The organism is Streptomyces sp. NPDC050535 (assembly GCF_044457665.1).
Taxonomy (GTDB): domain Bacteria; phylum Actinomycetota; class Actinomycetes; order Streptomycetales; family Streptomycetaceae; genus Streptomyces.
This window is the reverse complement of record NZ_JBITHE010000008.1, coordinates 1-15574: the sequence shown is the minus strand read 5'-3', so window position 1 is coordinate 15574 and position 15574 is coordinate 1. Positions and strand designations below refer to the sequence as shown.

Here is a 15574-nt window from a genome sequence, read left to right as displayed (position 1 = left end):
CGGAGAGTTCGAGTCGGAGAGCGGGAGCGATGATCGACGCGTACGAGGATCCGGGCACCCCCGACTGCCGTAGCGGCGGCCGGTATCTGTGGTGGCTGTGCACCAGGCAGGCGCGCCGGGCGGTGGCGGGGGCGCTGCTGGCGAGTGTCTGGATGGGGCTCCTGGCGCTGACGCCGTACCTGCTGTCGCGGGCGATCGACGACGGTCTGGAGCCGGGTGACCAGACGGCGCTGCTGGGCTGGGCGGCCGCGCTGCTGGGCGCGGGAGCGTGCAACGCGCTGCTGGGCGTGCTGCGGCACCGCACGATGACCAAGCTCCGGTTGGACGCCAACTTCCGTACGGTCAAGGTCGTGGTGGCGCAGGCGACGCGGCTGGGTGCCGCGCTGTCGCGCCAGGTGGGGGCCGGGGAGGTCGTCACGATCGGGGTCGGCGACGTCCAGACGATCGCCACGTCCCTGACCGTCGTCGGCCCCGGTGTGGCCGCGGTCATCACCTACGGCGTCGTGGCCGCGCTGCTGCTGTCGGTCTCGGTCCAGCTCTCCTTGGTGATCCTGCTCGGGGTGCCGGTGATCGCCGTGCTCCTCGGCCCGATGCTGGGGCGGCTGCAGGGCGCGGAGACCGGATACCGCGACCGGCAGGGTGTGCTGACCGCCCGGATCGGTGATCTCGCGGGCGGTCTGCGGGTCCTCAACGGGCTCGGCGGCAAAGGGCTGTTCGCCGACGCCTTCCGCCGCGACTCGCAGGAGCTGCGGTCGCAGGGGTACCGGGTCGGGGCGGTGACGAGCTGGGTCCAGGCGCTCGGCCTCGGGCTGCCGACGGTGTTCCTCGCCGTGGTGACCTGGCTGGCGGCCCGGCTGGCCGCCCAAGGGGCGATCACCATCGGCGAGTTGGTGTCCGTGTACGGCTATGTCGCGGTCCTGGTGATGCCGGTGGCGTTCTTCATCGAGTGCGGCTATCAGGTGAGCCGAGGGCTGGTGGCCGCCCGGCGCGTCGTGCTCTTCCTGGCGCTGGAACCGCTGGAGTCCGCGGAGCCCGTGGACTCTCCGCGCGTTGCCGCCGGCATCGGCGCCACCCGTGACGCCCCGGCGGAGCCGTCCACGCTCCGTGATCCGGAGTCGGGTGTCCAGGTGTCGCCCGGGAGGCTGACGGCGCTGGCCGGCGCCCGTCCCGCGGACTCGGCCGCCGTGGTCGACCGGCTCGGGCGGTACGCGGAGTCGGCGGCGACCTGGGGCGGCGTACGCCTGGACGAGGTCCCTCTGTCGCAGGTGCGGACGCGGATCCTGGTCGCGGACAACGAGGCCGACCTGTTCGCGGGCACCCTGCGCGAGCTGGTCTCCGGCCGGGGTGACCACGACGAGCCGGCCATCTCGCGGGCCGTGCACGCGGCCGTCGCGGACGACATCGTCCGCGGGCTGCCGGAAGGGCTCGACTCGCCGGTCGACGCGCAGGGCCGCAGCCTCTCCGGGGGCCAGCGGCAGCGTGTACGCCTGGTGCGGGCACTGCTGGCCGATCCCGAGGTGCTGCTCGCGGTGGAGCCCACCTCGGCCCTCGACGCCCACACCGAGGCGACCGTCGCCGCCCGGCTGCGGGTCGCGCGCGGTGGCCGTACGACGGTGGTGACCAGCACGTCACCGTTGCTGCTCGACCAGATGGACACCGTGTCCTACCTGGTGGACGGGAAGGTCGCGGCCGTCGGCAGCCACCGTGAACTCCTCGACGGGGAGCCCGGATACCGCGCGCTGGTGGCCCGCGACGCGGATGCGGCGGACGCGGACGCGGCGGACATCGGCGTCGACGCCGCGGACGTCGGCGCGGACGGCGTTGCCGACCTGGGCGAAGCGGACGACGTGGACGACGTCGACGCAGAGGAGGCCGTGCGATGAGCGGACAACTGCCCGTGGCCGAGCAGGCCGACGTGCGCCGGGCCTCCGTCCGGCTGATCCGGGCGGACAGGCGGGCCTTCGCCGTCCTCCTCGGCCTCAACTCGCTGGCCGCCGCAGCCGGTCTGGTCGGGCCGTGGCTGCTCGGCCGGATCATCGACGACGTGCGGGCCGGCGGCGGGGTCGACGTCGTGGACCGGCTCGCGCTCGTCATCCTGGTGTGCGCGCTGGCGCAACTGCTGCTCGCGCGCACCGCCCGCTATGTGGGACACCGTTTCGGGGAACGGACGCTGGCGCGGGTGCGCGAGGAGTTCGTCGAGCGGGCGCTCGCGCTGCCCGCCTCGGTCGTGGAGCGGGCCGGCACCGGTGATCTGACGGCGCGCGGCACCGCGGACGTCGCGATGGTGGGCACCACCCTGCGCGACGCGGGTCCCGAACTGCTCATCTGCTCGGTCCAGTCGCTGTTCATCCTCGGCGCGGTCTTCGCCCTGGACCCGCTGCTCGGCGCCTGCGGTGTGCTGGGCCTGACCGGCATCTGGTTCGCCACGCGCTGGTATCTGCGCCGGGGTCGCACCGCCTATCTCGCCGAGGGCGCCGCCACCTCTGAGGTCGCGGAGATCCTCGCGGCCACCGCCTCGGGCGCCCGCACGGTCGAGGCCTTCGGGCTCCAGCGGCGCCGGACCGCCGCGAGCCGGGACGCGATCGAGACACTCCGCCGCACCCGGATGCGGACCCTGTTCCTGCGCAACGTGTTCTTCCCGCTCGTGGAGGTCTCGTACGTCGTCCCGGTGGCCGGCGTGCTGCTGGTGGGCGGCGCGCTGCACGCGCGGGGCGCGATGAGCCTGGGCGCGGTGGTCGCGGCGGCACTGTATCTGAACCAGCTCGTCGATCCGCTGGACACGATCCTGAACCGGGTCGAGCAGTTGCAGAGCAGCAGTGCCTCCTTCGCCCGGGTGGAGGGGCTCGCCCGGGCCCCGCGGGCCACTCCGACGGCCGGCTCGCCCCTGCCTGCGGACGACCGGATCGACGTGACGGACGTGCGCTACTCCTACGACCGCGGGGGTGAGGTGCTGCGCGGGGTCGACCTGACCGTGCGCCCCGGGGAACGGCTGGCCGTGGTCGGGCCGTCCGGCGCCGGGAAGACCACCCTGAGCAGGCTGCTCGCGGGCGTCGACGCGCCGCGCTCGGGCTCGGTGACGGTGGGCGGAGTGCCGATCGCCGGCCTCGATCCCGAGCTGCTGCGACGGCAGGTCGTCCTCGTCACCCAGGAGCACCACGTGTTCCTGGGCACGGTCCGCGACAATCTGCTGATCGCCGAACCGGCCGCCACCGACGCGGAGTTGTGGGCGGCCCTCGCGGCGGTCGGCGCCGACGACTGGGCAGCCGAGCTGCCGGCCGGCCTGGACACCGAGCTGGGTTCCCACGGGCACCCCACGGACGGTTCGCGGGCGCAGCAACTCGCCCTCGCCCGCGTCGTCCTGGCCGACCCGCACACGCTCATCCTCGACGAGGCCACGGCGCTCCTCGACCCTGCGACCGCCCGCCACACGGAGCGCGCGCTGGCCGCCGTACTCGCGGGGCGCACGGTCATCGCGATCGCGCACCGGCTGCACACCGCGCACGACGCGGACCGGGTGGCCGTCATGGAGGACGGCCGGCTGACCGAACTCGGTACGCATGAGGACCTGGTGGCCGCGGACGGCGCGTACGCGGCGCTGTGGCACTCGTGGCACGGAGAGGGCCCGTCCGCCATGTGAGGTCCGGCCGACGGGCCGGGCGGAACCTCAACCAACGGTCCGTATACCGAACATGACCATCCGGACAACGAACCATTTCCGGCCAACTTGTTGACACGCTCCTGACAGACAGCGCATTCCCCTGCCACTCTTCCCACGGCTACTTCACAGCAACCCCACAGATTCACCGGCAGCAACGCCGTGAAGTGCCGCAACACCTCCGCACCCGCACCTGGTTCCGCGCACCGCCCTGTTCTGCCCGGACGGTCACCCTTCGTCCGGTCTCCCCTGGCCGCGCGACCCGCGGCCACGCAGAAGGAGTCAGTGTTGAGAAGCAGCTCCCCTCACAGACGCACCTCCCACAGCCCCGCCACCCGGCGCCGGGCAGCGGCGGTCGCCCTCGCCGGCGTCGCCGCCCTGATCGCCACGGCCGTCCAGTCGGGCGCCGCCACCGCCGCCCCGGAGAAGGCGCCGTCGGCCGCGGGCAAGGTCGATCCGGGCGCCGTCGGCGTCAAGCTCTCCCCCGCCCAGCGCGCCGCGCTGATACGCGACGCCGAGGCGGCCAAGGCGGACACCGCCGACAGCCTGAGCCTCGGCGCGAAGGAGAAGCTCGTCGTCCGTGACGTCGCCAAGGACGCGGACGGCACGGTCCACACCCGCTACGAGCGCACATACGCCGGGCTTCCGGTCCTCGGCGGCGACCTGGTGGTCGAGACCGACAAGTCGGGCGCGACCGAAGGCGTGATCAAGGCCACCCGGTCCGCCATCGAGCCGGCGACGACCACGGCCGCGCTGCCCGCGGCGAGGGCCGAGACCCAGGCCCTGGCCGCCGCGAAGGCGGAGAAGGCCAAGAGCCCCGACGTCAACCGGGCGCCCCGCAAGGTCGTCTGGGCCGCGAGCGGCACGCCCACCGTGGCGTGGGAGACGGTCGTCGGCGGCTTCCAGCACGACGGCACCCCGCAGGAACTGCACGTCGTCACGGACGCCACCACCGGCGCGAAGCTGTACGAGTGGGAGGCCATCGAGACCGGCACCGGCAACACGGTGTACTCGGGCACGGTCACCCTCGGCACCACGCAGTCGGGGTCGACGTACAACCTCACCGACGGAACGCGCGGCGGCCACAAGACGTACAACCTGAACCGCGGCACCTCCGGGACCGGCACGCTCTTCTCGGGCCCCGACGACGTGTGGGGCAACGGGCTGGCGTCCAACCTGGAGTCGGCCGCCGCCGACGCCCACTACGGCGCGGCACTGACCTGGGACTACTACAAGAACGTGCACGGCCGCTCGGGCATCAGGGGCGACGGTGTCGGCGCGTACTCCCGGGTCCACTACGGCAACAACTACGTCAACGCCTTCTGGTCGGACAGCTGCTTCTGCATGACGTACGGCGACGGCTCGGGCAACGCCAACCCGCTGACGTCGATCGACGTGGCCGCCCACGAGATGTCGCACGGCCTGACCTCCGCCACCGCGGGCCTCGTCTACAGCGGCGAGTCCGGCGGCCTGAACGAGGCGACCTCCGACATCTTCGGCTCCACGGTCGAGTTCTACGCGGCCAACTCCTCCGACGTCGGTGACTACCTCATCGGCGAGGAGATCAACATCAACGGCAACGGCACGCCGTTGCGTTACATGGACAAGCCGAGCAAGGACGGCGCGTCCAAGGACAGTTGGTACTCGGGGATCGGTTCGGTCGACGTCCACTACTCCTCGGGCCCGGCGAACCACTTCTTCTACCTGCTGAGCGAGGGCAGCGGCGCCAAGACCATCAACGGCGTCTCCTACAACTCGGCGACCTCGGACGGGCTCCCGGTCACCGGGATCGGCCGTGCGAAGGCGGAGCAGATCTGGTTCAAGGCGCTCACCACGAAGTTCACCTCGACGACCAACTACGCGGCGGCCCGTACCGGCACGCTCGCGGTCGCGGGTGAGCTGTACGGCACCACGAGCACCGAGTACAAGGCGGTGCAGGACGCGTGGGCCGGCGTCGCCGTCGGAGCGCGCTCCGGTGGTGGCGGCGGTGGCGGTACGTCGTTCGAGAACACGGCCGACGTATCGATTCCGGACAACGGAGCGGCGGTCACCTCGTCGATCTCCGTCACCGGGCGTACCGGCAACGCGCCGACGAACCTCGCGGTCGCCGTGGACATCGTGCACACCTACATCGGTGACCTTCAGGTGCAGCTCGTCGCCCCCGACGGCACGGCGTACACGCTCAAGGCGTACAGCACCGGCGGGAGCACGGACAATCTCAACACCACCTACACCGTGAACGCCTCCTCCGAAGTCGCGAACGGGACCTGGCAGTTGAGGGTCCAGGACAACGCGGCCGTGGACACCGGCTACATCAACAGCTGGAAACTGACGTTCCCGTAGGGGTTCACCGCAGACAGGGCGCCGTCCCGGAGGTTCAACTCCCCGGGGCGGCGCCCTCTTTTGCCTGGTCCGGAGTTTGCCTTGACGTCTCCTTTGCGGAGGACGAGCCCGCATCGCGCAGAGTGATCTTCGCCCAACCGATGCTTTCCGGCCAAGATGCGGAGGCCCTCATGACATGTACGCGGCACAAGTGTCACTCTTCCACCGCACGGCTCACCCGCACCGCAACTTCACCTTCCGTTCGGCCACCCCATGCCGTCCGGTCGCCCCCACCAAGGAGTTCGCGTGACCCACCTCTACGCGCGTCACAATCGCATCACTCTGGCCATCGCCACCGCTGTAGCGGCCGGAGCCCTGCTCGCCACCGGTATGACCACCGGTGCTTCCGCCGAGTCCTCGGCCGCCCCCACGGCCAAGCCGACCCTCCCCGGCGCCCAGGTCCAGCTCACCCCCGCGGCACGCACCTCCCTGATCAAGGAGGCCGACGCCGCGACTCCGCGTACCGCCGAGGAGATAGGTCTCGGCGCCAAGGAGAAGCTGGTCGTCAGAGACGTCAGCAAGGACGCGGACGGTACGGTCCACACCCGCTACGAGCGCACCTACGCCGGACTCCCGGTCCTCGGCGGCGACCTGGTCGTCCACGAGAGCGCGTCCGGCGAGACCGAGGGTGTGACCAAGGCGACGAAGGCGACCATCAAGGTGGCCTCCCTCACGCCGGCCGTCACCTCCGCGAAGGCCGAGAAGCAGGCCCTGACCGCCGCGAAGGCCGCCGGCTCGGCGAAGACCACGGCCGACCAGGCGCCCCGCAAGGTGATCTGGGCGGCGGACGGCACCCCCGTCCTCGCGTACGAGACGGTCGTCGGCGGCCTCCAGGACGACGGCACCCCGAACGAGCTGCACGTCATCACCGACGCGGCCACCGGCGCGAAGCTCTACGAGTACCAGGGCATCGAGACCGGCACCGGCAAGAGCCTGTACTCGGGCACGGTCACCCTCGGCACCACACTGTCGGGCTCGACCTACCAGCTCACCGACACCTCGCGCGGCAGCCACAAGACGTACAACAAGTCGCACACCACCAGCTCGTCCGCGGGCACCCTGTTCACCGACGCGGACGACACCTGGGGCACCGGCGCGGCCTCCAGCTCGACCACCGACCAGACCGCGGCCGTCGACGCCGCGTACGGCGCGCAGGCGACCTGGGACTTCTACAAGAACACCTTCAACCGCAGCGGCATCAAGAACAACGGCGTCGCCGCCTACTCCCGCGTCCACTACGGCAACGCGTACGTCAACGCCTTCTGGGACGACAGCTGCTTCTGCATGACGTACGGCGACGGTTCGGGCAACGTCAAGCCACTGACCTCACTGGACGTCGCGGGCCACGAGATGACCCACGGCGTCACCTCCAACACCGCGGGCCTCAACTACAGCGGTGAGTCCGGCGGTCTGAACGAGGCCACCTCCGACATCTTCGGCACGGCGGTCGAGTTCTACGCGGCCAACTCCAGCGACGTCGGCGACTACCTCATCGGCGAGAAGATCAACATCAACGGCAACGGCACCCCGCTGCGCTACCAGGACCAGCCGAGCAAGGACGGCGCCTCGGCCAACTACTGGTCCTCGACGCTGAAGAACCTGGACGTCCACTACTCGTCCGGTCCCGCGAACCACTTCTTCTACCTGCTGAGCGAGGGCAGCGGCGCGAAGACGATCAACGGGGTGAGCTACAACTCCCCGACGTACAACGGCTCCACGATCACCGGCATCGGCCGGGCCAAGGCCGTACAGATCTGGTACAAGGCCCTGACCCAGTACATGACGTCGACGACCACGTACGCGGGCGCCCGCACCGCCACCCTGAGCGCGGCGGCGGCGCTGTACGGCTCCACGAGCACGGAGTACGCGACCGTGGCGGCGACCTGGACCGCCGTCAACGTGAGCTAGTCGGCACATAGCGGACTGGCTGCACCCGGAGAGGAGGCGACTCCGGGTGCAGCCCTACGCTGTGCCCCATGCCGTACACGTACGAGGACGTGGGCGCGACCCGCGAGGACCGCTGCCCCCCGGGCTTCCACCGACTGCACGTCCGCGCCCGCATCGGCGAAGGCGAAGCCGTCTTCCGCCGAGCGTCCGAGGCCCTGATGACCTGGGAGATGCACCGGGAGCTGAGCGGCGTCACCATCACCACCGACGCCGACAGGGCGGCCCCCGGCGTCGACGTCACGGTCGGCCTGGGCCCCATCAAGGCACCCTGCCGCGTCGTGTGGACGGTTGAGGAGTACCGCCGCACCGCCTGGGCGTACGGCACCCTCACCGGCCACCCGGAGTGCGGCGAGGAGGCCTTCGAGATAACCCGCACCGGCGACGGCACCGTCTGGCTCACCATCACCGCCTTCAGCCGCGCCGCCAAGTGGTACACGCGAGCGGGAGGCGCGGCGGCCCGCGGGGTGCAGCACGCGTACGCGCAGCGGTGCGGGAAGGTCCTGCGGAGGCTGTGCGCCCCCTACGAACCGGTCTGACCCGCACCGCCACGCCCGGGCGGCGCCGCGCCTGCCGAGGTTCACGGGCGGCTCACCTCATCAACACGCCCGCCCCCTCCACCAGCCCCTCCGAGGGCACCGCGACCAGTCCCAGCTCCGCCGCCGAGGCCAGCAGCCGGTGCGCGGGCAGGATCCGCACGGTGTAGCCGAACGGCCCGGTCCGATCCAGGGACAGCGGACCCTCGTACGCCCAGCAGCCGTCCGGGTCCGGACCGACCACCGGTTTCAGCGGTACGCACAACGCGTCGGCGATGCGGTCGTCGGAGTCGACGCGGCCCGCGACCGCCTGCACCTCGACGTCGTCGGGGGCGAGCCCGCCGAGGGCGACGCGGACGCGGAGGGAGAGAGTGGTGCCGAGCTCGGCGGAGGTCGTGGCGGAGGACGCCTCGACGTGGTCGACGGTGACATGCGGCCAGGCCGAGCGGACGCGGGACTTCCAGGCGGCCAGTTCGCGGGCGGTGTCCGGGTTGAGGGCGCGGTGGGCGCGGGCGGCGGGCGCGTACAGGCGCTCCACGTACTCGCGGACCATCCGCCCGGCGAGGACCTTCGGGCCCAGGTGGGTCAGGGTCTGGCGGACCATTTCGATCCAGCGGTCGGGCAGGCCGCCCTGGCCGCGCTCGTAGAAGCGCGGGGTGACGCGCTGCTCCAGCAGGTCGTAGAGCGCCGCCGCCTCCAGGTCGTCACGGCGGTCGTCGTCCGTCGCCGTGCCGTCCGCCGTCGGGATCGCCCAGCCGAAGTCGGGCTGGAACCACTCGTCCCACCAGCCGTCCAGGACGGACAGGTTGAGACAGCCGTTCAGCGCGGCCTTCATGCCGGACGTGCCGCACGCCTCCAGCGGGCGCAGCGGGTTGTTCAGCCAGATGTCGCAGCCCGGGTAGAGCTTCTGCGCCATCGCCATGCCGTAGTCGGGCAGGAACACGATCCGGTGGCGCACGCGCGGATCGTCCGCGAACCGGACCAGCTCCTGGATCAGCCGCTTGCCCCCGTCGTCGGCGGGGTGCGCCTTGCCCGCGATGACGATCTGGATCGGCCGCTCGGGGTGCAGGAGCAGGTCCAACAGCCGGTCACGGTCCCGCAGCATCAGGGTCAGCCGCTTGTACGAGGGGACGCGACGCGCGAAGCCGATGGTGAGGACGTCGGGGTCGAGAACGCCGTCGATCCAGCCCAGTTCGGCGCTGCCCGAACCGCGCTGCCGCCAGGACGCGTGCAGCCGCTCCCGTACCTCCACCACCAGTTGCTCGCGCAGCACGCGCCGCAGGTCGAAGATGTCCTGGTCCGGGATGTCGGCCACGGCGTCCCAGCGCTCCGAGCCGCCGACCGTCATCGCGTCCTCGGCGCGCTGGGCGCCGATCTGCCGTGCCCCGAGCCGGAAGACCTCCGGCGCCACCCAGGTCGGCGCGTGCACCCCGTTGGTCACCGAGGTGATCGGCACCTCGTCCGCGTCGAAGCCCGGCCACAGGCCCGAGAACATCTCCCGGCTGACCTGACCGTGCAACAGCGAGACCCCGTTGGCCCGTTGGCCGAGCCGCAGTCCCATCACCGCCATGTTGAAGAGGTTCGGCTCGCCTCCGGGGTAGGTCTCCATGCCCAGGGCGAGGACGCGTTCCACGTCGATGCGCGGGAGTTCGGCGTCCGGGCCGAAGTGGCGGGCGACCAGCTCACGGTCGAAGCGGTCGATCCCGGCGGGCACGGGCGTGTGGGTGGTGAAGACCGTGCCCGCCCTGACCGCTTCGAGTGAGGCCTCGAAATCCAGCCCCCCGTCGGCGAGTTCGGCGATCCGTTCCAGGCCCAGGAATCCGGCGTGCCCCTCGTTCGTGTGGAACACCTCGGGCCGCGCGTGGCCCGTGAGACGGCAGTACGTCCGTACCGCGCGCACCCCTCCTATGCCGAGCAGCATCTCCTGAAGGAGCCGGTGCTCGCTGCCGCCGCCGTACAGCCGGTCGGTCACCCCGCGTTCGCCGAGGTCGTTCTCCTCGACGTCGGAGTCGAGGAGCAGGAGCGGCACCCGGCCGACCTGGGCCAGCCAGACGCGGGCCCGCAGCGCGCGACCGCCGGGGAGGGCAAGCGAGACCTGGGCCGGTGAGCCGTCGGCCTCGCGCAGAGGCGCCACCGGCAGTTCGTTCGGGTCCAGGACCGGATAGTGCTCCTGCTGCCAGCCGTCCCGCGACAGGGACTGCCGGAAGTAGCCGTGCCGGTACAGCAGCCCCACGCCGATCAGCGGAACGCCCAGGTCACTGGCGGCCTTCAGGTGATCGCCCGCGAGGATGCCGAGGCCCCCGGAGTACTGGGGCAGTGCGGCCGTGATGCCGAACTCGGGCGAGAAGTAGGCGATGGCGGCGGGCAGTTCGGGGGCCTGTGTCTGGGTCTGGGCCTGGTACCAGCGGTCGCCGGTCACGTAGTCACGCAGGTCGTCGGCGGCCGCGGCGAGCCGGCGCAGGAAACGCCGGTCCTCCGTGAGCTCGGCGAGACGCGCGGGCGAAACACTGCCGAGCAGGCGTACGGGATCGCCGTCGGAGGCGGCCCAGCATTCGGGGTCCACCGACTGGAAGAGGTCGCGGGTCTCGGCATGCCAGGACCAGCGCAGATTGCGCGCCAGGTCGCTGAGCGGGTGAAGGGCTTCGGGGAGAACGGGCCGGACGGTGAATCTACGGATTGCCTTCACGAGTTCCACCTTCACGCGGGACGTAGCGGCAGGACGTACGCGGCGGAGGAACGCACCACCTCGTGCGGCCTCCGTCACCCCACGACGGTAGCGGCGAGGGTGCCTCCGCGACACGGCGCATCCACTGGGCGCACTCACCCTGTCCGTCAGGAGTGGTGGCGCTATAGGCATAAAAAGAGGTATGGCCGATTCCGCCCTCCTGTGCGGCCTTGTGGCGCTTCACACCACACGAGAAGCTGCCAACTGGCGTACCTCCCGGCCACGGCCCGCACCGGTCCGGCCGCGGTCGCGTGCGCCGATTCGAGGAGGGGAACCCAAGTCATGGCACAGACGAGACAGCGGCGTCTGCGCTGGGCGGGAGGCCTCGCCGCGGTGACTACGGTCGCGGCGCTTTCGGCCATCACCCTGCCCGCGCACGCCGCCCCTGAGGGGCGGATAGTCGGCGCCGGTGCTCCCGGTTCGATAGGCGGAAGCTACATAGTGACGCTCAAGGGGGGATCTCGGACAGGACTCGAGGGCGGCACGAGTGCGCTGTCCGCGACCGGTAAGAGCGTTGTCGGGAAATACGGGGCGAGAATCAGCCACACCTACGGCACGGCTCTCAACGGCTACGCCGTGCGGGCCGACGAGGAGCAGGCCCGGCGGCTCGCGGCGGACTCCCGCGTGGCCTCGGTCGTGCAGGACACCAGGGTGGAGGTCGACGAGAGCCGGACGAGACCGCCCTCCTGGGGCCTGGACCGCGTCGACCAGCCGAACCTGCCGCTCGACGGCAAGTACAGCTGGCCCGAATCGGCGGGCAAGGGCGTGACGGTGTACGTGATCGACACCGGTATCCGGACCACGCACAAGGACTTCGGCGGGCGGGCGAGCTACGGCTGGGACTTCGTCGGAAACGACAGGACCGCCAAGGACGGCAACGGACACGGCACCCATGTCGCCGGCACCATCGCGGGCACCAGGTACGGCGTCGCCAAGAAGGCCAAGGTCGTCGCCGTCCGCGTCCTGGACAACAACGGCTCCGGCACGACCGCGCAGGTCATCGCGGGCATCGACTGGGTGACGAGGCACGCGAGGAAACCGGCGGTCGCCAACGTCAGCCTCGGCGGACACGCCAACGCGCAGCTGGACGCCGCCGTACGCAACTCCATCGCCTCCGGCGTGACCTACACGGTCGCGGCGGGCAACGACGGGCTGCCCGCCGGTCTCTACTCCCCCGCCCGGGTCAAACAGGCCCTCACCGTCGGCGCCAGCGACCGGACGGACGCGCGGGCGGGCTTCTCCAACACCGGCGCCGCGCTCGACCTGTTCGCGCCGGGTGTGGCGATCACCTCCGCGTCGTATGCCGGTGACACGGCGAAGGCGACCTTCTCGGGTACGTCGATGGCGAGCCCGCACGTGGCGGGCGCGGCCGCGCTCTATCTGGCCGGCCATGTCAGGGCCACACCTTCCCAGGTGGGCAAAGCCCTGGTTAAGAACGCGGTTCCGGGGAAGATCTGGGGCGCGGGCCTGGGTTCCCCCAACAGGTTGCTCCAGGTCGGCACGCGCTGACCAGTGCCGTTGCCTGTTTCGGCATGGTTGCGGGAACAGGCAGCGGCCTCGCCGTCACCGGTCGAGGCCGTACCTGTGTGTAGACATACGCGCGAGTAGTTAACAAAGCGCCGGTTGCCCACCCGAATAGGGTGGGAAGGCTCCCCCGGTACGCCCCGCAGACCCCACCTCCCCACACCCTCATCCGCCCACCCACGTTGACGCGGACAGGAGCGGTCATGCCCGCCACGCACCACACGTCGCCACCCCCGACGACCACCCCCGACACACCCCCCATCCGGGGGGCCGACGCGGACGCCCGCCCCCCGGAGAAACCCTCCGACGCCGCGAACACCATGGCGACTCCGGAGACGGAGGAGACCCCGGGGCCGAGTGAGACCGCGAAGCCGACGGCACCCGCGCCTTCGACGGCTCCGGCGGCACGCGCGACCTCGGCGAAACCCTCGGCTCCAGGGACTCCGGTGGCTCCGACGCCTCCGGAAGCGCCCGCGGCTCCAGCGGCACGCGCGGCTTCGGCGAAAGCGCCGGTTCCAAGGGTTCCGGCGGCTCCGGCGGGGCCCGCGGTGCCCACGGTTCCGGCGGTGCCCGCGCCACCGGCCGAGGCGACGGCACACACGGCTCCGGCGGCTTCCGCGGCACCCGTACCTCCCGTGGCCTCCACGGAACCCGCCGCCCCAGGCAGAACGGCGGCGCCCGCCGTGGCCATCGGACGTATCCCCCTTCTCGATGTGCACCCGGTCGTGGATCACGGGCGGTGGGCCGCGAAGGCGGTGGTCGGTGAGGCGTTCGAGGTGTCGGCCACGGTCTTCCGCGAGGGTCATGACGCGGTCGCGGCGAACGTCGTCCTGCGGGACCCGGAGGGCCGCACCGGGCCGTGGACGCCGATGCGCGAGCTGGCGCCCGGCACAGACCGGTGGGGCGCGACGGTGTCCGCCGGGAAGGTGGGGCACTGGACATACACGGTGGAGGCGTGGGGCGACCCCGTCTCCACCTGGCGCCGGCACGCGGGGATCAAGATCCCGGCCGGCATCGACACCGAACTGGTCCTGGAGGAGGGCGCGCGGCTCTACGACCGTGCGGCCTCCGGCGTACCGAAGAGCAAGGGACGCCGGGACGTCCTCCTCGCGGCAGCCGACGCGCTGCGCGACGTGGCCCGCCCCGCCGCGGCCCGCCTGGCCGCGGCGCTCACCCCCGAGGTGGACAGGGTTCTCGCCCGCCACCCGCTGCGCGAACTCGTCACGTCCTCCGAGCCGTTGCCCCTGAAGGTGGAGCGCGAGCGGGCGCTGTACGGCTCCTGGTACGAGTTCTTCCCGCGCTCCGAGGGCACGCCCGAGCGACCGCACGGCACCTTCCGGACCGCCGCGGAACGCCTGCCGGCCATCGCGCGGATGGGCTTCGACGTCGTCTACCTCCCGCCGATCCACCCCATCGGCGGCACCTTCCGCAAGGGCCCCAACAACACGCTGTCCGCGGGCCCGCAGGACGTCGGCGTGCCCTGGGCGATCGGCTCCCCGGAGGGCGGCCACGACGCCGTCCACCCGGACCTCGGCACGATCGACGACTTCGACGCGTTCGTACGCCGGGCAGCGCGCGAGGGCATGGAGGTCGCCCTCGACTTCGCGCTCCAGTGCTCCCCGGATCACCCGTGGGTCCAGAAGCACCCGGACTGGTTCCACCACCGCCCGGACGGCACGATCGCGTACGCCGAGAACCCGCCGAAGAAGTACCAGGACATCTACCCGATCGCCTTCGACAAGGACATGCCGGGCCTGGTCCAGGAGACGCTGCGGGTGCTGCGGTACTGGATGAGCCACGGCGTACGGATCTTCCGCGTCGACAACCCGCACACGAAACCGGTGGTGTTCTGGGAGCAGGTGATCGCCGACATCAACCGCACCGACCCGGACGTGATCTTCCTGGCGGAGGCGTTCACCCGGCCCGCGATGATGCACACACTGGCGAAGACCGGCTTCCAGCAGTCGTACACCTACTTCACCTGGCGCAACACCAAGCAGGAGCTGACCGAGTACCTGACGGAGCTGTCGGGCGAGGCGGCGGCCTACATGCGGCCCAACTTCTTCGTCAACACCCCGGACATCCTGCACGAGTTCCTCCAGCACGGCGGGCGCCCCGCCTTCGAACTGCGGGCGGTGCTCGCGGCGACGCTGTCCCCGACGTGGGGGGTCTACAGCGGCTTCGAACTCTGCGAGAACGCCTCGCTACGGCCCGGAAGCGAGGAGTATCTGGACTCGGAGAAGTACCAACTACGGCCGCGTGACTGGGAGTCGGCGGAGCGTGAAGGCCGTAGCCTCGCGCCCCTGCTGGGCAGGCTCAACGCGATCAGGCGCCGCAGTCCGGCCCTGCGCCGGCTACGCGACATCCACTTCCACCACACGGACCAGGAGTCGGTGATCGCGTACTCGAAGTCCGTCGCCGGCACCGGGGACGACGGGAGCACCACGGACGCGCGCGGTTCGAACACGGTTGTGGTGGTAGTCAACCTCGACCCCCACCACACCCAGGAGGCGACGGTCTCGTTGGACATGCCACAACTCGGCCTGGACTGGCACGAGTCCGTGCCGGTGCGCGACGAGCTCACCGGCGAAACCTTCTACTGGGGCAGGACGAATTATGTGCGTCTTGAGCCAGGGCATCGTCCCGCGCACATCCTCACCGTCCTGCGACCGTCCTCACCGCAGATCGGAGGGTCACCCACCATATGATCGTCAACGAGCCTGTCCCGGATACGTTCGAGGACACCCCGGCCAAGGACCGCGATCCCGAGTGGTTCAAACGCGCCGTCTTCTACGAGGTCCTGGTCCG

General features: G+C 71.2%; 8 protein-coding genes. 7 read left to right on the top strand and 1 reads right to left on the bottom strand.

The annotated features are described in order from the left end of the window. Window positions 1–29: 29 nt before the first annotated feature. The 5 genes from ACIBLC_RS19345 to ACIBLC_RS19325 all read left to right on the top strand — a co-directional run bounded on the left by ACIBLC_RS19345 (window position 30) and on the right by ACIBLC_RS19325 (window position 8520). A complete protein-coding gene (locus ACIBLC_RS19345) occupies window positions 30–1883 on the top strand; it encodes an ABC transporter transmembrane domain-containing protein (RefSeq protein WP_399212217.1) in 1854 nt (617 codons plus the stop codon). Beyond that, window positions 1880–3637, top strand: coding sequence for an ABC transporter ATP-binding protein (locus ACIBLC_RS19340; protein ID WP_399212216.1), 1758 nt, complete (start codon window positions 1880–1882; stop codon window positions 3635–3637). The genes ACIBLC_RS19345 and ACIBLC_RS19340 overlap by 4 nt, the downstream gene beginning before the upstream one ends. 306 nt (window positions 3638–3943) lie before the next feature. Further along, window positions 3944–5998 (top strand): M4 family metallopeptidase, encoded by a 2055-nt coding sequence (locus ACIBLC_RS19335; RefSeq protein ID WP_399212215.1) that lies wholly within the window; start codon window positions 3944–3946, stop codon window positions 5996–5998. A 285-nt stretch (window positions 5999–6283) separates the two neighbouring features. Next, on the top strand, window positions 6284–7945 hold the full coding sequence (locus tag ACIBLC_RS19330) for a M4 family metallopeptidase (protein WP_399212214.1): 1662 nt from the start codon (window positions 6284–6286) through the stop codon (window positions 7943–7945). Between the two features lie 68 nt (window positions 7946–8013). Then, the gene (locus ACIBLC_RS19325; protein WP_399212213.1) at window positions 8014–8520 is read left to right on the top strand and encodes a DUF1990 family protein; all 507 of its coding nucleotides are present in this window, start codon (window positions 8014–8016) and stop codon (window positions 8518–8520) included. Window positions 8521–8572: 52 nt separating this feature from the next. Here the strand turns inward: ACIBLC_RS19325 and glgP are convergent, their stop codons facing one another. Further along, the gene (glgP, locus tag ACIBLC_RS19320; RefSeq protein ID WP_399212212.1) at window positions 8573–11203 is read right to left on the bottom strand and encodes an alpha-glucan family phosphorylase; all 2631 of its coding nucleotides are present in this window, start codon (window positions 11201–11203) and stop codon (window positions 8573–8575) included. Between the two features lie 321 nt (window positions 11204–11524). On the opposite strand from glgP, the gene ACIBLC_RS19315 reads away from it, so the two are divergent. After that, window positions 11525–12751: a S8 family peptidase gene (locus ACIBLC_RS19315; protein ID WP_399212211.1), complete on the top strand. Its 1227-nt coding sequence runs from the start codon at window positions 11525–11527 to the stop codon at window positions 12749–12751. Window positions 12752–13314: 563 nt separating this feature from the next. Continuing rightward, window positions 13315–15474 (top strand): alpha-1,4-glucan--maltose-1-phosphate maltosyltransferase, encoded by a 2160-nt coding sequence (locus tag ACIBLC_RS19310; protein WP_399212210.1) that lies wholly within the window; start codon window positions 13315–13317, stop codon window positions 15472–15474. The last annotated feature ends 100 nt before the right edge of the window (window positions 15475–15574 follow it).